Here is a 22,283-nt window from a genome sequence, read left to right as displayed (position 1 = left end):
AGTTTCAACTGGAATAGTGATTTCATGGCTACGAAGACGACACAGCAAAGCAGCGAGGAATCGCTGGAGATTTCAAACAGCGACGCCGCCTTGGATGAGGCCATCGATGGTCTGCGCGGCGTCCTGAAGAAAGACAATGAAGGCGGTCTGCCCGATTTCGAGGCCGACGCATTCGGCGCGCAAACAGGCACGGATCTCTCCACCTTCGGCGATTTCGGGGACGACAACTCCGCTCCAGCCTTCGATGACGGCGAGTTCGGCGGCGTGTCTGCGGCACCGGCTGCCCCCGGCAGCGCGCTCACTGCGAATATGGACCTGATCATGGATATCCCGATCGACGTCCAGATCGTGCTCGGGAGCAGCCGCATGCCGGTGTCCGGCCTGATGAACCTGGCCGAGGGCGCAATCATCGCACTCGACAAGAAGATCGGCGAACCAGTCGAAATTACCGTGAACGGCCGCAAGATCGGCCGGGGCGAGATTACCGTTCTGGAACATGACGACACCAGATTCGGCATCAAGCTCACTGAAATTTATAACGCGAAGAAAAGCTGAACCCGGCTCATGATGAGCCCACTCCCCCTGGCGGGACGGAGACGAAGACCATGATGGACTTTGACGATTTCAGCGGCGCGATCGCCGAGAAACCGTTATCTCAGACTGAAAAAGCAGCCGCCGTCCTTCTCGCCATGGGCAAGCAAGTGGCAGGACGGCTGCTGAAATACTTCACGCAGGCCGAGCTGCAGATGATCATCGCTTCGGCGCAATCACTGCGGGTTATTCCACCGGACGAGCTGGCACAGCTTGTGGCTGAATTCGAAGACCTTTTCACCGAGGGCGCCGGCCTCATGGACAACGCCAAGGCCATCGAGAGCATTCTCGAAGAGGGCCTGACACCGGATGAGGTCGACAGCCTGCTTGGCCGCCGCACGGCGTTCCAGGCCTACGAGACATCCATCTGGGATCGCCTGGGCGAGGCCGATCCGGTCTTCGTCGCCAAGTTCTTCCTGCGCGAGCATCCTCAGACGATTGCCTATGTGCTTTCCATGATGCCTTCGGCCTTCGGCGCGAAGATCCTGCTGCAGCTCCCCGAAGCCCAGCGCGCCGACATCATGAATCGCACCGTCAATATCAAGGACGTCAGCCCCAAGGCTGCCCAGATCATCGAAAACCGCGTTCTCGGGCTGATGGCTGAGATCGACGCCGAACGCAACGCGTCCGGTTCCACGAAGGTTGCCGATCTGATGAACGAACTCGACAAGCCGGTAGTCGATACGCTGCTGAGTTCGCTGGAATCGATCAACAAGGAATCGGTCGAGAAGGTTCGCCCGAAGATCTTCCTCTTCGACGATCTCACCCGTATGCCGCAGCCGAGCCGCGTCCTGCTGCTCAACGACATCGCCGCCGACATCCTGACGATGGCGCTGCGGGGATCCAGCAACGAGATCCGCGAGATCGTGCTGTCCTCGATCAGCCCGCGTCAGCGCCGCATGATCGAATCCGACCTGCAGATGGGCAATGCCGGCATCAATCCGCGCGAAATCGCGATTGCCCGGCGTGCCATCGCCCAGGAAGCCATTCGTCTGGCCAATTCCGGCCAGATCGAGCTCAAGACCAAGGAAAATACGCCTGTGGAAGAAGCGGCGTAAACGCGGCGCGACTCAGCTAAAACATCATAGACTGACAAGCTATGGGCCGCGCATGATGCGCGGCCTCTTTCCGTTTCGCAGAGGGCGGCTGCTTTGGCTGACGAAGACAAGGACAGTAAAACAGAAAAACCGACGGAGAAAAAACTCCGCGATACGATCGAGAAGGGCAATGTCCCTCACTCCAGGGAAGCAACGCTCTTTGCTTCCATGCTCGCGACCGTCATCTACGTCACCTTCTTTCTCCCCGAACGCATGGGCCGCATGGGCGAGGTTCTGCGCGATCTCTTCGAAAAGCCGGATCAATGGCAGCTGGAGACGGGCCCAGACGCCATCTCGCTGTTTACGCGCATAGGCTGGGAAGTCGGCAACATGGTGCTGCCGGCGGTCGTGCTCTTCTTCGTCTTCGGGATCGGCGCCTCGATCTTCCAGAACCTGCCTACCCCCGTTCTCGAACGAATCAGGCCACAGTTTTCGCGCATATCGCCGGCGAAAGGCTTCACGCGCATCTTCAGCGCGACCGGCATGGTGGAATTCGGCAAATCCCTCGCAAAAATCGTGCTGGTCAGCATCGTCATGTTTTTCGTGCTGCGCAGCCAGTACTTCCATGCGATGGATTCGATGGTGTCCGACCCGCAGACCATCTTCGTGCGTCTGTCGACGATCGTTCAGCGCATCCTGATCATCGTGCTGATGGCGACCGTCGTCGTCGGTGTTGCCGACCTGTTGTGGAGCCGGCATCACTGGTTCGACCAATTGAAGATGACGAAGCAGGAGGTCAAGGACGAGCACAAGCAGTCGCAGGGTGACCCGATCGTCAAGTCTCGCCAGCGCTCGATCGCGCGCGACCGCGCCCGCCGCCGCATGATGAAGCAGGTGCCGCGCGCCACCCTCGTCATCGCCAACCCGACTCACTTCGCCGTCGCACTTCGCTATGTGCGCGAGGAAAACGACGCCCCTGTCGTCGTCGCCAAAGGCCAGGACCTGATTGCTCTGAAAATCAGGGAGATAGCCGAGGCCAACAATATTCCCGTTTTCGAAGACCCGCCGCTCGCGCGCTCCATGTTTGCGCAAGTCTCGGTTGATAGCGTCATACCGTCAGTATTTTACAAGGCTGTCGCAGAACTCATCCATCGGATCTATGCCGCGCAGTCGAATAGAAAACGGGTACGATAAACCAAATGAAAAAATGCCCCTACTCTGCCCAGCGTGAACAAATACTAGCCGAAGCCATCAGCCCGGTCGCAAGCGAGCTGCGCCTCCTCGATGCCGCCGATCTGATCTCGCTGCTGCGCTTCGAACGATATGGCAACCTCGCTGACCTCGTCGCCTCGGCCGCAGAGCTCTATTTTCTTCCCGGCACGGTCAATTTCGGGCTCGGCGGCGACTACAAGCTCGATTGGAGCGGGCCGGCGGAAGTGACGCTCGATCTGGAGATCAAGCCGCGGGGCGTTACCATCTATGCCAAGCTTTCGCTGGCGGAGCACCATGCGGGCATCGAGATCAACCACATTGCCTTCGACAAGGCCTCCGTCGATCCCGACGAGAACACGGCGCTGCTCGCCCGCAGCCTAAGGGACGCGCGTTACGTCGTCCGCGGCGAGGCTGCACACGCATTCTGAGGAATTCCTTTTTCAAAAATCGGCAAAGTGATTCGCGAGAGCGGCGTGCATCCGGCAGAAACCGGAACGCCGCTCAATTCATTTGTTCAGCAAGGTGTCGCAGGTGATTTCGTCTTGCGGCAGTGCCCCAAGGCGCCGCTATCTCAGCTTATGTAGCCGAAGCGGATCGCCTTCGCGATGGCCTGGATGCGGTTGACGCTGTCGAGCTTGATCGTCGCCGATCCGAGATAAGCGTTGACGGTATGCACCGACAATCCAAGCTTGTCGGCAATCTCTTCGCTGATGCGCCCGTCGCCGGCAAGTTGCAGGCAGGCGATTTCGCGCTCGCTCAGCGCTTCGGCCGCCTGTGAACGGCGCTCATCCAGCGACAGGAGCTGCATCATGATCTGGCAACTGCGGCCGTGCAGCTCGACGATCATATCGCTCGAGAGATCCATGAACTTGGCCGTAAAGACGGTGTAGCCGTTGCCGACGGCGCCGAGCCGCACGGGAAAGGCGGCGCCGGCAAAAGGCAGGAGATGCGGCTTCAGGCGCTGCGTGAAGACGGCAAAATCCGGCGTCTCTGCGGTGCTGTCGCTGTCGCGCCCGTTCCACATCAGCGGCAGCAGCGATTTGTCGATATGCTCGATCAGCGCTTCGCCATAGGCCTCCACAAAGGATTTGCCGACGACGGAGTTGGCCGAGCCCCAATTATCGAGTTCGCATACCAGGCGCTGCTTATGCGGCAGGCCGGAGCCGTGCAGGCGATAAACGGCAAAATGCTGCGCGTCGATCAACTTTTGCATCGACACCAGCTTCGGGAACAGATCGGAGCGGCCGGAGATCCGCCCGGAACGGGTAAGCCGTGATTCGCCCGGCATATCCGTCGTCCTGTCTGGCTGATAGCGCATCCGGTCGGCCCTTAAACGAGATTATTGCGCACTGCAAAGGCGATAGCCTCCGAGCGGGTCTTGGTGGCGGTCTTGCGCATGACGCTGGTAATATAGTTGTTAATGGTATTGCGCGAGATCCCGAGGATCATCGCGATCTCATCGCTCGTCTTGCCTTCGGCGATCCAGAACAGGCATTCCAGCTCGCGCTCGGTCAGATCGAAATCGCGCTCCAGCTTGCCCTCGAAGCAACGCGTGGAACTGGCGAGATAGCCGGCCAGGAGGCCGACATCCCTCAACCGCTCGGGCAGAAGCACCGCCGCTTCGCTCGCCAGCAGCAGCAGGGAGAAGCGGGTGCGACCGACATTGAACGTCAAGGCATGATATTGCCGGCCCACACCGTCAGGCAGCGAGACATCATCGGGAAGCAGCGCCAGGCTTGGCTGAAACAGCGCCATGCACTTTTCAAGCTCGCCGATGCGGCCATAACCGCTTGTCAGCTCCGTTGCCAGACGCCGGACGAGATCGAAGGGCCAATCGGAGGAAATCACGAAGTCGAGCCCGCTTTCCTGGATGAGATCGGACCTGACAAGAAGATAATGGGAGGCGCCGGCGTAGCTCGCCAAGGCGTGAAGGCCGGCTTGAAGATAGGCAGGGCCTGAAACGGCATTCAGCTGCAGAATGAGCTGCTCGCGCGACATAGCTCCGGCGGACGCGATCGATCGCGCATCCCTATCGCCTTTGCTCATCTGCGATATCTGCATGTCCATACTTGCATTTCCTGCCGCTGTTGGACGATCGGCCGTCAACGAGAGCATTGTTCCGTCAGAACCCAATCGCTTCACCTCAGAGAATCGGCAGCGAATCTCGACGAGGCATCGAAGCCGGACCTTTCTCTACCGCGACCCAACACTTCCGGCGGAGACGGATGGATGGGCGCATGTCTCATCCCTGAATTCGACACCCGCAATCGCACCGGCGCGCACTGCCGCAAGCACGATCTACGAATCATGAGCTAATTTCCCGCTCCGGAATCTACAAACTTAAAACATGCGAAACGCGGAAAACGATGGTCGATTCGCTCGGAATACACAGTTGTTACGCAATAGATACAGTATTTGTAAGTCGATTCTTTATACCCAGCAACCGTATATCCATTGAAATTCCATCTTACGAACACGTCAATTCGGCTAGCCGCGACTAATTGATCACAGGTGGCATCGACAATGATGCAAGTTCAAATGTCATCCCCTGGATAGAAAAAGGACCGGGAATTTCCCGGTCCTTTTGTCAGGCGGCCTGGTCGACGGCCCATTTCCTGAGGATCTTTGCAGCGCGTTCTTCGCTGATTTCCACCATACGGGACAGGCGGCGCTCCGGCCCTTCCTTGACGCGGCGGTTGAAGGTTCCGCCATCGTCGCCCATCGTCAGCAGGTCGTCGGTGCTGTCGAAGCCGAAGTCCGAGCCGAAGCCGTCCATCAGTGCCGCGCCGGGGCCGCCGACCGCCGGCGCGAAATCCGGCAATTCCAGGCCCGCTGCTTCCGGAAGCGCGGTGCTGCTGGACGAGCCGCCGAGCGAGCGGATCAGCGGACGGAAGCCCATCCAGACGATCAGGAAGGCGACCGCGACGAAGGCCAGCGAGTTGATGATGCCGGCCATGTTGCGGCTCAACATATCGGTAATGCTGAAGCTGGAGGATGTGTCTTCAAGCAGCTGGTTGTCGAGGAAGTCCATGGCATTGACGGTAACGATGTCGCCGCGGGCCGGATCAACGCCTGCAGCGGTGGCGACGATCTTCTGCATTTCCGCAATATAGGCGTCGATCTTGGCCTGATCAGCGCCCTGGCCGACCATTTGCGCGATGCGGCCCTTATTGACCACCACGGCGACGGACAGTTTTTCGATCTTGTAGCTGGTGCGGGTCGTGGCCGTCGTCTTGCTGTTGATTTCGTAGTTGGTCTGCTCCTCGCGCTTGTCGGACTGATCGTTCGACGTCGGCGTGTTGCCGCCGGATTGCGGGGCCGCCTGCGGAATATTCTGCTCCACGGTCGCGGCGCTGTCGGGCTGGCTCTGCTGCGACTTCTGCGCTTCCTTCACGGTGCGGACGGAGCGTTCGACCTTCGAGTCCGGATCGTATGTGGTTTCCTGCACCTGCTGGCTGTCGGTATTCAGCTGTGCCGTCACACTGGAGCGGAAATTATCCATGCCGAGGAAGGGCGCCAAGGCCTTATCGATGTTGGATTCGACTTCGCTCTGCACGTTCTGCACGATGCCGAGATTGCGGCTGAGAGCGCCGTTGCCGGGATCGTCGCCCGATGCGAGCAACTGGCCCGTGGAGTCGAGGATCGTTACATCATCGACCTCCAGGCCGGGAACGGCTGACGCGACGAGGTGGCGGATAGCCGAAGCCGATTTGCGGGCAGCTTCCGCACTCGCGCGGATCATGACGGATGCCGTCGGCTTCTGATCCGCCTTCCGGAAATTGCCGACATCCTGCATGACGATATGGACGCGGGCGGCGCTGATACCGGCGATCGAGGTGATGGTGCGGCTGATTTCGCCCTCGAGGGCACGGACGCGGGTGACTTCCTGCATGAAGGAGGTCAGACCGAGCGAACCGACATTGTCGAAGAGCTCATAGCCGGCCTTGCCGCTGGTGGGCAGGCCGCGTTCAGCAAGAAGCGCGCGGGCCTTGCCGGTCATGCCCGCCGGAACGGTCAGGCTGGAGCCATCCGTACCGACCTGGAAATTGATCTTGGCTTCCGCGAGCGCGATGCTGATCTGGTTGAGATCCGTCGCATCCAGGCCGACATACAATGTCTCCTGTGCGGGCTTATTGACATAGAGGGCTGCAAAAAGGATCAGCAGCATGGACACGGCGCCCACGCCCCCCAGGATCATCAGCCGCGTTCTCCCGAGATTCTGAAGATTCCGAAGCAGGGGAACTAATTGATTTAACAGATTCATTCTGTTCTCGCACGATTCGTCAAAGACCTGATGGCTTTGTGCTATGCGGCGAAAATAGAAATCGAAACTTGTGCGAACGTTTCGTCCGGCCAGAAGAGCCCAGGAAAAAGCCGGGAAGAAATGCAGGAGATTATATAAGAAAAACAGTATCTATTGCTGACGACGCAGTCAGAAGAAATCGAAATCGCCGGCAGCCTTCGCCATGGGTTGGGCCATGGTCTGCGAATGCGCGTGAAAACCGCCGCCGCCGAGCGCCTTTTGCATCTCCGTCAGCTTGACCAGGCTCAGCGCCGTCGCGAGATCCACCGTCCAGCCCTCGGGCATGGTGCCAGCAATGGTATCGATGAATTCGGCGATGCCGCGCGTCTTCTGCACGGCGAGATCAATACCCTGGACGACCTTCATGGCCTCCGGCGAGGCCAGTATATTGGCGTCGCTGATGTCAAGCAGCTGGGGCTCGATGCGTTCGATCAGATAGGCGATGTCATGCAATTCGGAAACGATGCGCAAGAGGATAGCTGGAAGCGTCTCCTCGATGGCGGCCGTCTCAACGCGCTGGAAGGGGGTCATGCGCTTGCCTCGTTGATCAGAAAAATTCGATCGTGTTGTCGACCGGCTTCGGAGCAATGACCGGACGCTGCTCCAGCGCCACGGTCTTCTGCGTCTCGGCGCCGGTCAGCGGATATTGCCTGGCCCTTCCGGAGATTGGCCAATATTCGATCTTGCGCCCGTGTTCGCCGCCCGTGCTGGAGCTGACGACCGGGATGCCTTCGTCTTTCAGAAATTGCATGGCAAAGACCGCGTTCTGCTCGCCGACATTGGAGAAGGTCGCGATCGTCTTGGCGCCACCGAAGACTTTCGCCTCGAGCCGGTCACGCCTTGCGCCCTTCTTCAGGAGGCCGTTGATCAGAAGTTCCATCAGGTGCACGCCGTAACGCGTCGCATCGCCGCCGCTCATCGGCGAGTTCGCCATTCCCGGAAGAAGGAAATGGTTCATCCCGCCAACGCCAGCGATGGGATCGCGCAGGCAAGCCGCCACGCAAGAGCCGAGAATGGTCGTCAGTACCACTTCGGGATCGCTGATGACCTTGTACTCGCCCTGAATAATATGCACGCGGCGGGCAGCACCTTCGACGATCATTTTAGAGCTCCGAAGACGGCCTCGATGGCAGCTTTCATCTTTTCGATGGTAAAGGGCTTGGCGAGCACGTTGTTGGCACCGAGCTGCGCCGCCTTCTGAACCAGCGCACGGTCGCCCTGCGCCGTCAGGATGATGAAGGCCGCCTTCTTGGTCGTCGGGTTGGTGCGCACCGCCTGCAGGAGGCCGAGCCCGTCCATCTTCGGCATGTTGAAATCGGAGATGACGAGATGATGCGGCTGCTGCTGCATGATCTTCATCCCCTGCTCACCGTCGCCGGCAGCCGTGATCTGCTTGAATCCGAGCTGCGTCAGCGCATCGCTCAGCAGCAGGCGGCTGGTGACCTGATCGTCAACGATCAGAACTTTGATTTTCTCCGCTAGAGACATTATTCGCTCCCTTCCTTTCGGGCGGCTGTGGCTTTCAAAATTTCCTCGCCAATGGCGTTCAGCGGAAACTGCTGTTCGACTGCACCAAGCTCGTGGGCGACCCTCGGCATACCGTAGACCACGCAGGTCTTCTCGTTCTGCCCGATGGTGCGCGCGCCGGCATGGCGCATCTTGAGGAGACCGGCGGCGCCGTCGCGCCCCATGCCGGTCAGGATCACGCCGACGGCATTGCGGCCTGCCAGTTCGGCAACCGAATCAAAAAGCACGTCGACGGAAGGGCGATGGCCGTTCACCGGCCCGCCGTCCACCAGACGGCAATGGGGTGCCGCGGAATTGGCGACCCTGAGGTGCCTTTCGCCGCCCGGCGCCAGATAGATCTTGCCGATTTCGAGCCGCGCACCATCGGTCGCCTCCTGGACGACCGGGGCGCAGAGGCGGTTCAGGCGCTCGGCGAAGCTGCGCGTAAAGGTCGGCGGCATATGCTGCGTGATGACCGTCGGCGGACAATTGGCCGGGAACTTCTGCAAGACGTTGATCAGCGCCTCGACGCCGCCGGTGGAGGAACCGATCGCGACGATCTTGCGGCCCACACGGAAATCCGCGACAGCCGGCGGCTGCGCGCGCTGGGCGGCGGGCTTCACATATTGACGTTGAGAGCGGGCAGCCGCCTTTACCTTCTCTGCCAAATCGCCGAAAGGATGCGGCTCGCCAGGCGAAGGCTTTCCGACGCAATCGAACGCACCGATTTCGAGAGCGGCAAGCGTCGCGTCAGCGCCGCGATGGGTCATCGTGGAAACCATGATGACGGGCATGGGCCTGAGCGTCATGATCTTTTCCAGGAATTCGAGGCCGTTCATGTTCGGCATCTCGATATCGAGCGTGACGACATCCGGATTGAGCGCCTTGATGGCGGCGCGCGCTTCCATCGCATCGCCGGCCTGGCCGATGACATCGACCTCTGGATCGGCACGCAGGACGGCGGTGATCAGGCCGCGCATCGTCGGGGAGTCATCGACCACGAGAACACGAGCAGGAGAATTCATGGTTTCCTCCCCGCGGTCTTACCGAGATAGCGATAGGTGGTGATGCCGATATTGTCGAAGACGTGCTTGGCCTCGCCGGCGACCCGCTCGGAGTGGCCGATATAGAGATGGCCGGCATCCTGCAGCTGGCCGGCAAAGCGCGTCCAGATCTTCGTCTGCGTCGGCTCGTCGAAGTAGATGACGACGTTGCGGCAGAAGATGACGTCGAACAGGCCCTTGAAGGGCCATTGCCCGAGCAGGTTCAGCTCGTTGAAGGTAATGAGCCGCTTGACGCGATCGTCGATCTGGAATTTGCGGCGGCCCTGGACATTGACTTCCTGGAACCACTGCTTGCGCATGGCCGGAGAAACCGTTTCGAGAGAAGACTCGTCATAGGCACCAGCGCGGGCAAGCCCGAGGATCTTGGGGTCGATATCCGTTGCCAGGATCTTGAAATCGAAATCGGCGACATTCGGCATCAAGGCAAGCACCGTCAGCGCGATCGAGTAAGGCTCCTGCCCGTCAGAACAGGCGGCCGACCAGATGCGCACCCGGCCGCCAGCCTTGGCGCGCGCCAGGAGACCCGGCAGAACCTCGTCGCGCAGATGATCGAAATGATGGTTTTCGCGGAAGAAGCGGGTGAAATTGGTCGTCAGATGCGACAGCATCTCGCGACGCGCCGCACTTCCCGCAGGCGAAGACACCAGCTGGCAGTAGTCGCGGAAGCCGGAGAGCCCCAGCGCGCGGATATGCTTCGACAGCCTGGAATAGACGAGCGATGCCTTGCTCTCATTGAGAGAAATGCCCGCATCCGAATAGATCATGGCGGCGATTTCCGAGAGGTCGCGGCGCGTCAGCGGATATTCGCCGCTCGCCAGCACCTCATCGGGAGACGCCTTGAAATCCATTGCTCCCATCACGCTCATGCAGCCTCGCTTTCGCTTTCAGGGAACAGGGCTTCCAGTTCGATCAGACAGATCATGCGGCGGTCGATCGCCACGATGCCGCGGGCAAACTGCCGCTCGTGATCGGAGGAGACTTCCGGCGTTGGCTGGATGCTGTCGTCGGTGATCGTCAGAATGTCCGATACGGCGTCAACAAGAAGACCGACCACCTTGCGCTTCACTTGCGCGACGATGATCACATGCCGAGCCGTCGGTTCCGCACGCTTCATGCCGAGCCGGGCGGAGAGATCGATGATTGGCAGCACGGCGCCGCGCAGGTTGATGACGCCGAGCATGTAACCGGGCGCATGCGGCATGGCCGTTGCCGGGGTCCAGCCGCGGATTTCACGAACCGACATGATGTCGACGCAGAATTCCTGGTCGCCGATGCGGAAGGCGATCAGCTCGCGATTGCCCTGGCTCAGGCTCTTGACGGCATAGGACATCAACTCACCCCACCGCCGCATAAGACATTTCAGGCTTCAGCGACTGGCCGCGCGAAGCGCCGACCACTGCATCGACGTCAAGGATCAGCGCCACGCGTCCATCGCCGAGGATGGTTGCCGCCGCAATGCCCGGGACATGCGTGTAGTTGGCCTCGAGGCTCTTGATGACGACTTGGCGCTGGCCCTGAATGGCATCGACCATGAGGGCGCGCTGACCGCCGCCTTCCGATTCCACCAGCAGCGCGACGCCTTCGACCGGATTGGCCTGCGTGGCACGGAAATTCAGGATACGGCCGACATCGACCAGCGGGCAGAAGCTGTTGCGGATCGAGATCAGGCGATGGTTCGCACCGAAGGAGTGGATAGCGGACGCTTCGGGCTGCAGCGTTTCGACGATCGCCGTCAGCGGCACGACGAGCGTCTGGCCGGCAACGGTGACCACCATGCCGTCGAGGACTGCGAGCGTCAGCGGCAGGCTCATCGTGAAGACAGAACCCTGCCCCGGCTTGGAGCTGATGTTGATGCGGCCGCCGAGCGCCTGGATCGAGCGCTTGACCACGTCCATGCCGACGCCGCGGCCTGAGATGTCGGAGATCTTGTCGGCGGTCGAGAAGCCCGGCAGGAAGATCAGGTTGTCGACTTCCTCATCCGAAAGATTGGCATCGGCCGCGATCAGGTCGTTATCGATCGCCTTCTGGCGGACTTTCTCCCGGTTGATGCCGGCGCCATCGTCGGCAAGCTCGATGAGGATGCGGCCGGAGCGATGCTTTGCCGTCAGGCGAACGGTGCCTTCCGGGTTCTTGCCGAGTGCCGCGCGTTTTTCCGGCGTTTCGACGCCATGGTCGACCGCATTGCGGATCATGTGGGTGAGCGGCTCGGCAAGCTTGTCGATGACGGTCTTGTCGACTTCGGTGTTCTCGCCCTCGGTGATCAGGCGGATCGACTTGCCGGTCATGTCGGCGATTTCGCGGACGATACGCGACATACGCTGGAAGACCGGCTTCACCGGCTGGGCGCGGATCGCCATGACGCTGTCCTGAATCTCGCGGGTGAGCTGCTGCAGCTCTTCGAGACCCATGTTGATGGAGGATGCGCCGTTGTTGTCGTTCTCGATGACGCTCTGGGAGAGCATCGCCTGATTGATAACAAGCTCGCCGACAAGGTTGATCAGGCGGTCGACACGATCGAGATCGACACGGATGGTCTGCCCGGCGGCGGCAGCGGCGGCATTGTTCTGCGCCGCGGCTGCGTTGGAAGCGGCAGCGGCGGCAAGGGCGGCTTCCTTCTTCTCGACGCGTGCGGCAGCGGAGGCGAGCTGCGTGACGTTGCTTGCGGTTTCCGCAGCAGCCACGGCGGCAGCGACGTCGTTTCTCGGCGCGGATGTCTCCTCTATGGTTTCGGCAGCCGGTGCGGCGCCGTCATCGAGGATCGAGAGATCGAAGGGCACCGGTATCATCGGCAATTCTTCGCCGCTCGAAGACCCGCCGCTTCCAGCCAGCTGGACATCGAGATCGCAGTCCCATTCAGCAAATTCGAAGACGGTGCGAATGGCGTCTTCGCCCTTGTCCGTCTTGATGGAGATCGCCCATTTGAAATAGGCGCCTTCGGGATCGAGGTCGATAAGACCCGGCAGCGCATCCATATCGCAGAAGATATTCATCTCGCCGAGCCGCGAGAGATCGCGCAGCAGCAGCGTCGCATCGTTGCCCTTGGCGTAGAGATCGGACCGCGGCTTGAAATTGACTTCATATTCCGGCCTGGCATCGACGGCCGGCTCATCGCTGCCGAAATCGTCGTCGAAGCTGAAGGGAATCGGCTGGAAACCGCTTTCGTCCGTGGGCGCAGGCGCGGCCACGACGGGCTTCGAAGCAACATCGGCAACCGCCGCTGCCGACGGCGCGGGAATATCGCCATTTGCCAGCGCTTCCAGTTCCTTGACGAGGCCGCGGCTGCGCGCCGGATCGACACTGCCGCCATCACGGGCGGCGTTGGTGAGATCCGCCAGCACGTCGGCCGCCTTGAGCATGACCTTCAGGACATCCTGGGTCGGCTCCAGCTTGTTGGATCGAACGCAATCGAGTGTGGTCTCGAAGACGTGGGCGAATGCGACCAGGTCGTCCAGACCGAAGGCCCCTGCCCCACCCTTGATGGAATGAACGGCGCGGAATACGGCATTGACGGTTTCCGGGTCACGGTCGCCATCATTCAATTTCAGGAGACCGGATTCCAGTTCAGCGAGCTGCTCTTCGCACTCCTGGAAGAAAATCTCTTTGATTTCGTTCATATCCATAAGGGGCGGATCCTGTTTAGGCGGTTACGCGCTCGATGGCATCGATCAGCTTGGCGGGATCGAACGGCTTGACGATCCAGCCGGTCGCGCCGGCCTGGCGGGCACGGTTCTTCTTTTCCGCATCACTTTCGGTCGTCAGAACGAGGATCGGAACGGCGCGGTATCTGTCGTTGCGGCGAACGCCCTCGATGAAGCCGAAGCCGTCGAGCCGCGGCATGTTGATATCCGTGACGATGACGTCGGGATTGGCTTCTTCCAGGATTTCCAGGCCCTCGACACCGTCTTCGGCCTGAATGGTCTCGAAACCCGCATTGTTGAGGGTGACGAGAAGCATGTTTCGAATGGTCCGTGAATCATCCACGGTCAGCACTTTTTTCTTCATTGCCGGATCTCCTTGGCAAGCAGATGGGAGATATCCACCCCGATCACCTGCATCGTTTTTTGAAATGCATCCGACACCTTGGAGAAGGTGAAGGAGAGCTTGTCCTCATCCCAGGTCTTGGCGGCGGCCATGATGACCTGCACGCACAAGGTCCCGATCCTTTCGACGCCGGACGCATCGATCGCGACATTGCTGCCGCGCAACCCCATCAACGTGCCGCGAAGGGCGGAGGCCTCGTTGAGGTCCAGCACCGCGGCCAGACTGATTGTCTTTTCGCCTTTCCTGCTCGGCATCGCGTCATTCCCCGTTGTCTGAAATCAGGCCCGTCAGCCCGCATATGCATGAAACTGAAAGATCAATAGGCATTGCGATCGCCTCCCGCTGCGGTCCTGCGAAGCGGGAAGCCGAAATCGGCCATCTCCTCGTCATTCTGCGCAGCGCCGAATTCCTCGCGGGCGGGGAGCTGTCGCTGCTGCGCGGCTCTGACCGGCACGCCAGCGACGGCATGCCGCCGCTCGCGCTCGATGCGGAACTCGCGGATGGTTCGGCCGAGCTCGACGACGACGGTATGCAGGTGATCGGCATCTTGCTCGGAGCGGCTGGCATTGCTGCCGGCGGCGGCCGCCCGCTCGCTGTGGCCGCCGATATCCGATGTCAGCGCCTGAAGGCCGGCGACCTGTTCGTCGCTCGCAGCCGCAATTCCGGAAATGGCTTCGTTGATATCCGTCACCTGGCGCACAATGCTGCCGATCGCGTCCTGGGTGCGGCCGACCATCTGGACGCCCGCATCTACCTGCGCCTTTGTTCCCGTCACCAGCACCTTGATCTCGCGGGCCGCATCGGCGGAACGCTGGGCAAGCGCGCGAACTTCCTGCGCGACGACGGCAAAGCCGCGGCCACTGTCGCCGGCGCGGGCTGCCTCGATGCCAGCATTGAGTGCGAGAAGATTGGTCTGGAAGGCAATCTCATCGATGACGCCGATGATCTGGCCGATCTTTTCGGCTGACGTTTCGATATCGGCCATAGCGGAGATCGCCTGCCCGACGATCCTTCCGCTGTCTTCCGCCGCGATGCGGGTCGATGCCGTCACGCGCTCGGCAGAACGGGTGTTGGCCGCATTGCCGCGCACCTGATCGGCTAGCTCTGCAAGCTGCTTTGCGGAGGCCGCAAGTCCTCGCGACTGTTCGGACGATTTTTCAGCCAAGGATTTCGCGGAGCGGGAAATGGCGCCGCTCGTCGCTTCAGCCGCCTCCACACCACCGGACAGGGCCGAAAACTGCTGCTGAATGTCCTCCAGCGCCGCATTCAAAGCTTCCGCGACCTCGGCATAGGCTTCAGGACAATCCATTGGCACCCGGGTCGTCAGATCGCGATCGGCAAGGCCATTGGCAAGCTCGGTAATAAAAGCCGCAGCCTCGGCGCGATCGGTAGCCCGCTGTTCGGCCAGTGCCCGCTGGTGACCGACCCGCAATTCGTTGAACCGCAACGAGACAGCAATTTCGACATCGACCATCACCAGGCGCACGACCGATGTCACGAGTTCGCCCAATTCACGGGCGCGACGCTTGGCTCCGGGCAGGATGGCTCGGCTGCCCATGTCTTCGAGCAGGCCGGCAAGAAGATGCTCCAGCATCACGCCATGGCCCGCAACGTGCCAGCGTGGATCGAGCCCCATCTTGCTTTCGCTGTCGGACAGAACCTTGACGCGCTCGGCATAAAGGCTGTCGAAGCGTGCATCCGTCAGCACATCCCAATGGGAGGATTGCAGATCTTGAAGGCGTTCGAGCTGGCTTTCACTGGTGAAATTGCGGGCGGCATCCGGAAACGTCTGGAAGCGGTGGAAAAGATCGCGCAGGCCGCCTTTGAGATGTGCCTCTAGCATCGGCCGATGACGGCGCAAGGTTTCGCATTGCCCGGCATCGAGACCAGCAAAACGCAAGCGGTCGCGAAGGCTGCCAGCCTGCGCCTTGCCTGCCTGATCTGACGGCGAATCCTGCGCCAAAGTCGTCCCTGCCGAACTGCCGCGCATTCAAGCGCCGGCGAAACCGCTGATGATCCGCGCCAGACGCAATGAGGAGGCGAGGAAAGGCAGCCGTAGCCGTCGATCATGTGATCGAGGCACCGAAGCTCGCTCGTTCATCAAAGTCTATTGCGGACCTGTTTGATGACATGGATACCGGATCGGACCCGGTACGACGGGGCGGCTTCATGCCTGCTGAGAACGAGTCACAATTTTCCCATTCCGACGTTCAGGCTCAATATTTATGGTTAATTCCTTGCCCGAAGGTTAATGACGGAAGAAGGCATGTCTCCTACTGATCTATACTAAATTAGCGATTACTTTCAGATATAGTTTGTCGCCGTGGAAGAACATCGATCGCAAGTCACGAGCAAGCTTCATCCCTTACTACCCAAGGGATAGACACTTCCGATGTCGCTACGGAGAGAGCAATGATTGTTCTTGGTTTGACCGCCTCGCTGATGGCCAGCTTGACGCTTGCGGCCTTCATGCTTCTGTCCCGCATCGAAGCGGCGCGCGGCAAAGCTACCCCTCGCATTCTCTAGGAGCTTTAACGGACATCTGATATCCGAAATCGGACATATGGCACTTCGCGGCCACACGATGCGAGCGCTGTAGTTCCCGCGGATGGCAGGAGCTAGCTTTGGCCTCAATAGTTCCGTATTAAGCCTCACGATCAGGCACCGAGACCCATCCTTTAATGCTCGACACGACCCATTCCCGAACAAATGCCCAGAAACTTTCGCTGGGCCTCGCCCTTGCGATCATCTTCGGAGTAACGCTCTGGCGCGTGCTCATGTTGCTCCTCAACAGGACGGACCTCTTCGTCGATGAGGCACAATATTGGTTCTGGGGCCAGAATCTGGATTTCGGCTATTATTCCAAGCCGCCGATGATTGCCTGGGTCATCCGCTTCTTCAATACGATCTCCGGCTCGGATTCGACCTTCTGGATCCGCATATCGGCGCCGCTCTTCCATCTTGCCACCGCCCTGATGCTGATGTGCACGACGCGGCGGCTGATCGACGACGAGACCGGACGCGAGATCGCGCCATGGGTCGGCGTCATCTTCATCACGCTGCCGGCTGCCTCGCTTTCCGCCGTGCTGGTATCGACGGACACGATCCAGATCCTGTTCGTAACCATCGCCATCTGGGCTTTTATCGGGCTGACCAGGCGTTCCTCGGTGCTGGAAGCTGTCATCCTCGGTGCCAGCCTCGGCATCGCCTTCCTGACGAAATATTCGGTGCTCTTCCTTCTGCCCGGTGTCGGCATTGCCATGCTGACGATGCGTTCGGCGCGTATCGCCTGGCGGGACGTTGCCATTGCCGCCATTATCGGGGCCATCGTCGTTTCCCCCAATCTCTGGTGGAATCTCACCCATGATGCGACGACCATAAAGCACACCGAAAACATCGCCCAATGGAGCAAGAGCGGCGGCGGCAACACCCTGCTGAAGCACATACTCAACGGGCTCAGCTTCTTCGGTGCCCAGTTCGGCGTCGTCGGCCCGGTCGTCTTCTACGCGCTTTTGTGGGCGACGTGGCGATTGATCCGCGGGCAGAGCGACGACCGGGAAAAGCTGCTTTTCTGGCTTTCGGTGCCTGTCGTGGCGCTGATCACGCTGCAGGCCCTACTCGCCAAGGCCTATGCCAACTGGGCCGTCTCGGCCTATGCCGCAGGCACCATTCTCGCCGTCTGGCTGCTCTATCGCCTGACAAAAAAGGGGCTGAGCACCTCGCTGATCATAGGCGCCGTTGTCGCCTTCGTGATCCCGATGCTGACGGTGTTTGCCTATGACATCAGGCTGCCGAACGGCGATCTCGTCATGAAGCGCTATGTCGGCCGCAGCGTCATCAGTGAAGAAATCGCCAATATCGCCACGGAGGCGAAACTGACTGAAATCGTTGCCCAGGACCGCGATATCCTCGCCGATCTCTACTACACGCTGAAAGGCAAGCCGTTCCACATCTATGCCCGCCACTTCGGCGGCTTCCCCGCGAATTATTATGAGCAGGATTTCTCCCTGCCGGTCAGCGTGACCGGTCCGGTCTTGTTCGTCGACAACGATCCGATCGATTGCCCGGAAGGCCAGGCCGAACTCATCAAGAGCTGGTCGCCACCCTATGGCGAGATGAAGGGCAAGACGCTTTATGCCTATCGCGTCCCGGCATCCTGCCTGGCGCCTAAATCGTCGGCAGCGGGTGCGACGGAAAATTAAGAAATCGAGCCGGGACTGTTGACCGGCTCGTGCAACTGCATCATGACAGGCCACACTAGGAAGACGCCAAGCGTCCTGTTATCATGACCGAACCGCTGGAGTTCGCTCCGGCAAAGGAATGAAGGCATTTTGGACCGTTGAGCCCGCTTGAATTCGGCGCCGCCGACAGCGAAGATAGAGACGACAGGACGCACCGCGCCGGAGCGCGCGTGATCGCCTCGCTGTTCGTCGCATTCTTCGCCTATATCGGATTGGCGCTTGGCGGTGGCATCAACCTTGCCGCGCGCGCCGATGCGGACGCGCTCTCCTCGGGCAAAGACACCCAGCCTCTCTATCTATCCCTGCGTGACCCCGTCCGCGGAATCGTCGTTGCCGATCGGCTGGTGACGCCGAAGGCTACATGGCACGATATAGGGCCTGCAACGCTTGCTGCCCTCCCTACCCTCGGATATCCGGCAACCTCGTGGCAATCGTACCGCCCGGATGATGCCACACGGTTCGAATCCCTGGCATTTCGCGCCTATCTCGCACGTGCGCCTCCAGGCGCGCTTGCCTAAGCGTTTGGCGCAGACGCGCTGCATTTCCGACACGACCTCAAGTCCGCCTGCGGCCAGACCGTCGGCATAAGCCTATTTTCAAGGATAATACCCATGCGTACCTCACCATGGCTCGTGGCACTCTATACGGTGATCATCGTCATTGGCTTTCTGATCGCACTGCCGAACGCGCTGCCGCCGTCGGTTCTCAGCAAGATCCCATCCTGGCTGCCTCATAGCCAGGTTTCGCTCGGCCTCGACCTTCGCGGCGGCTCCTATCTCGTTCTCGAAGTCGACGAGAAGGACCTGACGAACGGCCGGCTGCAATCGCTGCAGCAGGACGCGCGCCGCGTGCTGCGCGACAAGAACATCCAGACCCGCTCGATCGTCCGCAATGGCGACCAGATCGTCGTGACGCTCAGCGACGCCTCGCAGAGCGGCGATGCCGTGACGCAGCTGCAGACGCTGGCCAATACGATCACGTCGGGCCTCTCGGCCGGCCAGTCCGATCTCAACATCAAGCCGAATGGCGCGACGATCGCGATGTCCTTCTCGCCGGCCGGTATTTCGGCCAACGTCGATTCCGCCGTTCAGCAGAGCCTTGAAGTTATCCGTAAGCGCGTCGACCAGGTGGGCGTTGCCGAGCCAACCATTCAGCGCGTCGGTCCGAACCGCGTTCTCGTCCAGCTTCCCGGCGCACAGGATCCGTCGCACCTGCGCGAGCTTCTCGGCTCGACCGCGAAGATGTCCTTCCATCTGCTGGCCGATAACGTCGACCCGAACAATCCCGGCCCCGGCGTCACCATCATGAAGGACGAGCAGGGCAACAGCTATCCGGTTCTCGACCGCATCGAACTGTCCGGCGACCGCCTGACGGATGCCCGCGTCAGCTTCGATCCGAACACGCACGAGCCGCTCGTCACCTTCCGCTTCGACAGCGCCGGCGCCAACCGGTTTGCCGAAATCACCCGCGAAAATGTCGGCAAGCCCTTCGCCATCGTCCTCGACAACAAGGTTCTGAGTGCGCCTAATATCCGCGAGCCGATCACCGGCGGCTCGGGCCAGATCTCCGGCAACTTCACCGCAGACAGCGCCACCACGCTTGCAGCCTTGCTGCGCGCCGGTGCCCTGCCGGCCAAGCTCACCGTCATCGAGGAGCGCACCGTCGGCGCCGACCTTGGTAGCGACGCGATCCAGAAGGGCATCTATAGCGGCCTGGTCGGCTTCGTTCTGGTTGCCGCCTTCATCTTCGTGCTCTATGGCGCCTGGGGGATTCTGGCGAATGTTGCCCTGCTCATCCACACAGTCCTGACCTTCTCGGCCCTGACGCTTGTCGGCGCCACGCTGACGCTGCCCGGCATCGCCGGCGTCGTCCTTGGTATCGGCCTCGCGGTTGATGCCAACGTTCTTATCAACGAGCGCATCCGCGAAGAGACCCGCAAGGGCCGCGGCGCCTTCGCCGCCATCGATAACGGCTTCAAGAAGGCCTATTCGACGATCATCGACGGCAACATGACGGCGCTGATTGCCGCCGCCATCCTGTTCTACTTTGGCTCCGGCCCGGTTCGCGGCTTTGCCGTGACCATGGGTCTCGGCCTCATCATCTCGATGTTCACCTCCGTCGCCTTCGTGCGTGTCGTGATGATCGCCATCACCCGTCGCCGCAAGCTGAAGGTGATCAACATCAGGCCGCTGATCCCCTTCAGCCCCTATGACAAGCACATCCAGTTCATGAAGGCCCGCTTCTTCGGCGTCACCGTCTCGGCGATCCTGTCGCTTGCCTCGGTGGTCCTGTTCATCCATCCGGGCCTCAACTACGGCGTCGATTTCCGAGGCGGCATCCAGATGTCGGTCAAGACCAAGGACGCGGCCGATCTGGCGACGTTCCGCGAGGGCCTGAACACGCTTGGCCTCGGCGAAATCGCACTGCAGTCCTTCGGCGACAATAACAGCCTCCTTGTCCGCGCCCAGCGCCAGGACGGCGGCGAAGAGGCGCAGACGGCGGCAGTGACCAAGCTCAAAGCCGAAATCGTCAAGATCGACCCGAGCGCGACCATCGAAGGCACCGATGTCATCGGTCCGAAGGTTTCGGGCGAGCTTGCCTGGGCCGGCATCCTGTCGGTCGTGATCGCCAGCCTGGCGATGCTGTTCTACATCTGGTATCGCTTCGAATGGCCGTTCGCGGTCGGCGCCATCGTGACGCTGGTGCTCGACGTCACCAAGGCGATCGGCTTCTTCGCGATCACCGGCCTCGATTTCAACCTGACAGCCATCGCCGCGATCCTGACGCTTGTGGGATATTCGGTGAACGACAAGGTCGTGGTCTATGACCGCATGCGTGAAAACATGCGGCTTTACAAGTCGATGCCGCTGCGCGACATCATCGACAAATCGATCAACGAGACCCTGGCGCGAAGCCTCTATACCAACGCCACCGCCTTCCTGGCGCTGGTGCCGATGGCAATCTGGGGCGGCAGCGCCGTCTCCAGCTTCGCGATCCCGATGGTGTTCGGCATCCTCGTTGCCGGCGCCTCGTCGGTCTTCATCGCGGCACCGATCCTGCTGTTCCTCGGCGACTGGCGCCGCCGTCATGCCAAGCCGGTTGCCAATGATACGGCATCGACAGACGGCAAGTCCGGTAAGGACAACAAGCAGATTCCTGCCGCATAATAAATGAAAAGAGGACATGCCCGCCTTCCGGGCATGTCCTCCACCGCCTACGAAATCGGCGGCATATGCAAAGGCAAGCCCGGACGCGGCGCCGTAATCTTTTCCACGACACCGTTTTCCTGTTCGCTGACGAGCAGATGTTTGCCGTCCACGGTAAAAGCAATATTAGCTGGGCGCGCGCCGTCCGTGCGGATATGACCGGCCATTTTTCCCTCGGCGTCCACCATGGAAATTTCACCCAGGCCGTACATGGCGCAGTAAAGCATGCCACTGCGATCAAAGGCGAGGCCGGCCGGCCCGCGCAGCGCGTTCACGGCGGGCGATGTCATCGACTGGACAAACATTTCCTGCCTGCCGCCAACGACCTGCCGATAGATTTTTCCAGTCAGTGTTTCACTATAATAGAGCAATCCATCGGCATCGAAGGCAATACCGCTCGCAAAGAGCAGACCGGCTGCGAGGACACGGATGACCCGTCCCTCAGCCGGATCGATCTGATAGACGCAGCCATTATAAGCCGCCTTGAAGAAATCGGGATGGATGTGGCCGCCTTCGAGAAGATTGGCAAGACGGATGCCGGAATCAGTCATGTAAAGCAGGCCGTCGGGTCCGAAAGCGAGTGCATTCGGATGCAGAAAGGGACCATCCGCGCTACCCTCGATGACTTGCAGGACGCGGCCTTGCGCCGATAATCTGACAAGAGAATTCTCCGGGCCGTTGGCTACCCAGAAACATCCGTCGCCATCGACCGCAATCCCCATCGGCCGGCCGCCGACCCGGCAAAGTTCCTGCGGTACGCCGCTTGCGTCGAAAAGTTTCAGACAGCGGCGACTGGCATCCATTTCCACGACCGCCAGGCGGCCGTCCGGCAAAGCCACGAGGCCGCTAGGCAGACGCAGCCCGGTGGCAATCGTTTCGTTCATGTTTTGAAACCTTCATTCTACGCATTACGAAGCCCCAAAAACTCAAAATGCTGCGCCGGAATGATACATAAGCACGAAGAAGATCCTTTTCGAGCCGGACGAGTGCAAATCCGGATAAGATTCTTGCGCCGGAGGTCACATCCGCGTGCAGGCCCTGTTCATCTTGACAGGCTTTGGCGATTCGGAACATCCATAGAA

21 protein-coding genes are annotated in these 22,283 nt (G+C 60.4%); 7 read left to right on the top strand and 14 right to left on the bottom strand.

What is annotated here, in order from left to right; all coding sequences use genetic code 11:
• Window positions 1–24: 24 nt before the first annotated feature.
• The 4 genes from fliN to AC13RC_RS00510 all read left to right on the top strand — a co-directional run bounded on the left by fliN (window position 25) and on the right by AC13RC_RS00510 (window position 3,268).
• Window positions 25–555 (top strand): flagellar motor switch protein FliN, encoded by a 531-nt coding sequence (gene fliN / locus AC13RC_RS00525; RefSeq protein ID WP_113332076.1) that lies wholly within the window; start codon window positions 25–27, stop codon window positions 553–555.
• Window positions 556–605: 50 nt separating this feature from the next.
• Window positions 606–1,649, top strand: coding sequence for a flagellar motor switch protein FliG (gene fliG, locus AC13RC_RS00520; protein WP_113332075.1), 1,044 nt, complete (start codon window positions 606–608; stop codon window positions 1,647–1,649).
• Window positions 1,650–1,742: 93 nt separating this feature from the next.
• Window positions 1,743–2,822: a flagellar biosynthesis protein FlhB gene (gene flhB, locus AC13RC_RS00515; RefSeq protein WP_113332074.1), complete on the top strand. Its 1,080-nt coding sequence runs from the start codon at window positions 1,743–1,745 to the stop codon at window positions 2,820–2,822.
• A gap of 5 nt (window positions 2,823–2,827) precedes the next feature.
• Window positions 2,828–3,268 carry a hypothetical protein gene (locus AC13RC_RS00510; protein ID WP_488556193.1) on the top strand — a complete coding sequence of 147 codons (441 nt, stop codon included), beginning with the start codon at window positions 2,828–2,830 and terminating at the stop codon, window positions 3,266–3,268.
• Window positions 3,269–3,411: 143 nt separating this feature from the next.
• On the opposite strand, the gene visR is transcribed toward AC13RC_RS00510, so the two are convergent.
• The 13 genes from visR to AC13RC_RS00445 all read right to left on the bottom strand — a co-directional run bounded on the left by visR (window position 3,412) and on the right by AC13RC_RS00445 (window position 15,717).
• A complete protein-coding gene (gene visR / locus AC13RC_RS00505) occupies window positions 3,412–4,158 on the bottom strand; it encodes a transcriptional regulator VisR (protein ID WP_371864866.1) in 747 nt (248 codons plus the stop codon).
• An 11-nt stretch (window positions 4,159–4,169) separates the two neighbouring features.
• On the bottom strand, window positions 4,170–4,907 hold the full coding sequence (gene visN / locus AC13RC_RS00500) for a transcriptional regulator VisN (RefSeq protein WP_113332073.1): 738 nt from the start codon (window positions 4,905–4,907) through the stop codon (window positions 4,170–4,172).
• Window positions 4,908–5,427: 520 nt separating this feature from the next.
• The gene (fliF, locus tag AC13RC_RS00495; protein ID WP_113332072.1) at window positions 5,428–7,104 is read right to left on the bottom strand and encodes a flagellar basal-body MS-ring/collar protein FliF; all 1,677 of its coding nucleotides are present in this window, start codon (window positions 7,102–7,104) and stop codon (window positions 5,428–5,430) included.
• 168 nt (window positions 7,105–7,272) lie between these two features.
• Window positions 7,273–7,674, bottom strand: coding sequence for a chemotaxis protein CheT (cheT, locus tag AC13RC_RS00490; RefSeq protein ID WP_113332071.1), 402 nt, complete (start codon window positions 7,672–7,674; stop codon window positions 7,273–7,275).
• Window positions 7,675–7,690: 16 nt separating this feature from the next.
• Window positions 7,691–8,245 (bottom strand): chemoreceptor glutamine deamidase CheD, encoded by a 555-nt coding sequence (gene cheD / locus AC13RC_RS00485; protein WP_095433934.1) that lies wholly within the window; start codon window positions 8,243–8,245, stop codon window positions 7,691–7,693.
• Complete coding sequence (locus AC13RC_RS00480; protein WP_095433933.1) at window positions 8,242–8,631, bottom strand: response regulator; 390 nt, start codon at window positions 8,629–8,631, stop codon at window positions 8,242–8,244. The genes cheD and AC13RC_RS00480 overlap by 4 nt, the downstream gene beginning before the upstream one ends.
• A complete protein-coding gene (cheB, locus tag AC13RC_RS00475) occupies window positions 8,631–9,674 on the bottom strand; it encodes a protein-glutamate O-methylesterase CheB (protein WP_488556192.1) in 1,044 nt (347 codons plus the stop codon). The genes AC13RC_RS00480 and cheB overlap by 1 nt, the downstream gene beginning before the upstream one ends.
• Window positions 9,671–10,579, bottom strand: a complete 909-nt coding sequence (cheR, locus tag AC13RC_RS00470; RefSeq protein ID WP_113332069.1) for a protein-glutamate O-methyltransferase CheR — start codon at window positions 10,577–10,579, stop codon at window positions 9,671–9,673. Before cheR ends, cheB begins: the two co-directional genes overlap by 4 nt.
• Window positions 10,576–11,043, bottom strand: a complete 468-nt coding sequence (locus AC13RC_RS00465; RefSeq protein ID WP_113332068.1) for a chemotaxis protein CheW — start codon at window positions 11,041–11,043, stop codon at window positions 10,576–10,578. Before AC13RC_RS00465 ends, cheR begins: the two co-directional genes overlap by 4 nt.
• A gap of 4 nt (window positions 11,044–11,047) precedes the next feature.
• Window positions 11,048–13,333 (bottom strand): chemotaxis protein CheA, encoded by a 2,286-nt coding sequence (locus AC13RC_RS00460; protein ID WP_183810523.1) that lies wholly within the window; start codon window positions 13,331–13,333, stop codon window positions 11,048–11,050.
• Between the two features lie 16 nt (window positions 13,334–13,349).
• The gene (gene cheY1, locus AC13RC_RS00455) at window positions 13,350–13,715 is read right to left on the bottom strand and encodes a chemotaxis response regulator CheY1 (protein ID WP_004128526.1); all 366 of its coding nucleotides are present in this window, start codon (window positions 13,713–13,715) and stop codon (window positions 13,350–13,352) included.
• Window positions 13,712–14,008 carry an STAS domain-containing protein gene (locus AC13RC_RS00450; RefSeq protein ID WP_069611290.1) on the bottom strand — a complete coding sequence of 99 codons (297 nt, stop codon included), beginning with the start codon at window positions 14,006–14,008 and terminating at the stop codon, window positions 13,712–13,714. Before AC13RC_RS00450 ends, cheY1 begins: the two co-directional genes overlap by 4 nt.
• Window positions 14,009–14,070: 62 nt before the next feature.
• On the bottom strand, window positions 14,071–15,717 hold the full coding sequence (locus tag AC13RC_RS00445; protein WP_488556730.1) for a methyl-accepting chemotaxis protein: 1,647 nt from the start codon (window positions 15,715–15,717) through the stop codon (window positions 14,071–14,073).
• A 718-nt stretch (window positions 15,718–16,435) separates the two neighbouring features.
• On the opposite strand from AC13RC_RS00445, the gene AC13RC_RS00440 reads away from it, so the two are divergent.
• The 3 genes from AC13RC_RS00440 (at window position 16,436) to secD (ending at window position 21,162) form a co-directional block, all read left to right on the top strand.
• Entirely contained in the window at window positions 16,436–17,956 is a 1,521-nt protein-coding gene (locus tag AC13RC_RS00440; RefSeq protein ID WP_488556191.1) for an ArnT family glycosyltransferase, read from the top strand.
• A 137-nt stretch (window positions 17,957–18,093) separates the two neighbouring features.
• A complete protein-coding gene (locus AC13RC_RS00435; RefSeq protein ID WP_113332065.1) occupies window positions 18,094–18,513 on the top strand; it encodes a hypothetical protein in 420 nt (139 codons plus the stop codon).
• Between the two features lie 93 nt (window positions 18,514–18,606).
• Complete coding sequence (gene secD / locus AC13RC_RS00430) at window positions 18,607–21,162, top strand: protein translocase subunit SecD (protein ID WP_113390055.1); 2,556 nt, start codon at window positions 18,607–18,609, stop codon at window positions 21,160–21,162.
• A gap of 47 nt (window positions 21,163–21,209) precedes the next feature.
• Here the strand turns inward: secD and AC13RC_RS00425 are convergent, their stop codons facing one another.
• A complete protein-coding gene (locus AC13RC_RS00425; RefSeq protein WP_145322433.1) occupies window positions 21,210–22,085 on the bottom strand; it encodes an SMP-30/gluconolactonase/LRE family protein in 876 nt (291 codons plus the stop codon).
• Window positions 22,086–22,283 lie beyond the last annotated feature (198 nt).

This window comes from Martinezella sp. CNPSo 3890, from assembly GCF_057784455.1.
This window is presented reverse-complemented; position numbering and strand designations above follow the sequence as displayed.

Coding starts and splice junctions, on each gene's coding strand:
- secD (WP_113390055.1), top strand. CDS start 18,607: ATGCGTACCTCACCATGGCTCGTGGCACTCTATACGGTGATCATCGTC.
- fliG (WP_113332075.1), top strand. CDS start 606: ATGATGGACTTTGACGATTTCAGCGGCGCGATCGCCGAGAAACCGTTA.
- AC13RC_RS00480 (WP_095433933.1), bottom strand. CDS start 8,631: ATGTCTCTAGCGGAGAAAATCAAAGTTCTGATCGTTGACGATCAGGTC.
- AC13RC_RS00510 (WP_488556193.1), top strand. CDS start 2,828: ATGAAAAAATGCCCCTACTCTGCCCAGCGTGAACAAATACTAGCCGAA.
- AC13RC_RS00450 (WP_069611290.1), bottom strand. CDS start 14,008: ATGCCGAGCAGGAAAGGCGAAAAGACAATCAGTCTGGCCGCGGTGCTG.
- cheB (WP_488556192.1), bottom strand. CDS start 9,674: ATGAATTCTCCTGCTCGTGTTCTCGTGGTCGATGACTCCCCGACGATG.
- cheD (WP_095433934.1), bottom strand. CDS start 8,245: ATGATCGTCGAAGGTGCTGCCCGCCGCGTGCATATTATTCAGGGCGAG.
- AC13RC_RS00425 (WP_145322433.1), bottom strand. CDS start 22,085: ATGAACGAAACGATTGCCACCGGGCTGCGTCTGCCTAGCGGCCTCGTG.
- cheR (WP_113332069.1), bottom strand. CDS start 10,579: ATGAGCGTGATGGGAGCAATGGATTTCAAGGCGTCTCCCGATGAGGTG.
- AC13RC_RS00440 (WP_488556191.1), top strand. CDS start 16,436: ATGCTCGACACGACCCATTCCCGAACAAATGCCCAGAAACTTTCGCTG.
- visR (WP_371864866.1), bottom strand. CDS start 4,158: ATGCGCTATCAGCCAGACAGGACGACGGATATGCCGGGCGAATCACGG.
- AC13RC_RS00460 (WP_183810523.1), bottom strand. CDS start 13,333: ATGGATATGAACGAAATCAAAGAGATTTTCTTCCAGGAGTGCGAAGAG.
- fliF (WP_113332072.1), bottom strand. CDS start 7,104: ATGAATCTGTTAAATCAATTAGTTCCCCTGCTTCGGAATCTTCAGAAT.
- fliN (WP_113332076.1), top strand. CDS start 25: ATGGCTACGAAGACGACACAGCAAAGCAGCGAGGAATCGCTGGAGATT.
- visN (WP_113332073.1), bottom strand. CDS start 4,907: ATGGACATGCAGATATCGCAGATGAGCAAAGGCGATAGGGATGCGCGA.
- AC13RC_RS00465 (WP_113332068.1), bottom strand. CDS start 11,043: ATGTCCTATGCCGTCAAGAGCCTGAGCCAGGGCAATCGCGAGCTGATC.
- cheT (WP_113332071.1), bottom strand. CDS start 7,674: ATGACCCCCTTCCAGCGCGTTGAGACGGCCGCCATCGAGGAGACGCTT.
- cheY1 (WP_004128526.1), bottom strand. CDS start 13,715: ATGAAGAAAAAAGTGCTGACCGTGGATGATTCACGGACCATTCGAAAC.